Below are 1,121 nucleotides of genomic sequence, written 5' to 3'. Positions count from 1 at the left end.
TAGAATATAATGGATCTTCTGCGGACTCTATCTTTATAGTAAGGTATTTAAGGTCTTATATTAATAATTTCTCGCCATTTTCGGATCATAAAATAAAAAAAGATGAAAAATTAAGTGCTGGATTGAAATATAAAGAAAATGGGTCTTTATGTTACTTTTCGTTTGAAATTAATAGGTTTATAAATAAATCAATAGAAAGAGAATTAATACAGAGCCATAAATATTTAAAACATCTTATAACAAGATCAAAAATAGAAGTAAGTGCGGAAGCATCATCCAGTTTAATAAAATTAACATCTCTGTTAAAATACATTTCCAGTAAAAAACCAACACCTACTATAAAATCAAAAGTTACTTTGAGTGTTCCAGTTGAATTCACTGAGGAAGAGTTGAGGGTCTATATAGAGTCTATAAAGGGCACAGAAGAGATAGATGAAGTAGGTTTTATTGTAGAGGATGAAGAAGAAACAAAAACCTTATATTTAAACAACTCTCAAGCTAAGGAAACTGTTAAGTTAGAAATGGATCATCTTGATGTTAAAAATATTCCTGTATGGCCATATACAGCACAAGATATCATAAGTTGTCTAAATAATATAAATCATATTGAAGATTTTATTATAGAATCAATAAAAGGCTATAAAACAGGCACAGATAAAAAGAAAATATCAAAACAGAGTGCAGGGGGAAAATAAATTGAGTGTTTTAATAAGGCTCATTGTAGTCATAATCATTTCAGTTATGGCAAGTTTGATATTTTATCTTTGCTCACAAGATATCGTGAGTCAACTAGTTAATCAAGGAAAAATAAATCTAACTAATTTAATAAGTGTATCAACTAGTATATCTGCGATAATATTTGCCATAAGTGGTGCATGGGTGGCATTAATTTTCCCTAAGGCGCTAGAAAAACTTAAAACAAATGATAAAACAAAAAAATAACATCTGATGATGAAGTAAATGCGTTTACTGATACATCCCTATCTAGTGTTTTCAGTTTAATAACATTGATTTTCGTTATAATATTGAATTATTTGTTGTCAATAAAGGATGTTTTTAATTTCAATGTTGGTGTTATTATATTTGTGTCTTTAACAGCTATATATCTAATACAGATATAT

At 27.9% G+C, this 1,121-nt stretch carries 1 protein-coding gene; it reads left to right on the top strand.

The features are described from left to right. Positions 1 to 695: hypothetical protein (locus tag AACX38_RS06665; RefSeq protein WP_228865911.1), on the top strand; the 695-nt coding region annotated here is incomplete at its 5' end. Between the last annotated feature and the right edge of the window lie 426 nt (positions 696 to 1,121).

Origin of the sequence: Xenorhabdus sp. PB30.3 (assembly GCF_963895965.1) — a bacterium.
Classification (GTDB): domain Bacteria; phylum Pseudomonadota; class Gammaproteobacteria; order Enterobacterales; family Enterobacteriaceae; genus Xenorhabdus; species Xenorhabdus stockiae.
The sequence above is the reverse complement of the archived record's forward strand: the minus strand, read 5'-3'. Positions and strand labels throughout refer to the sequence as shown.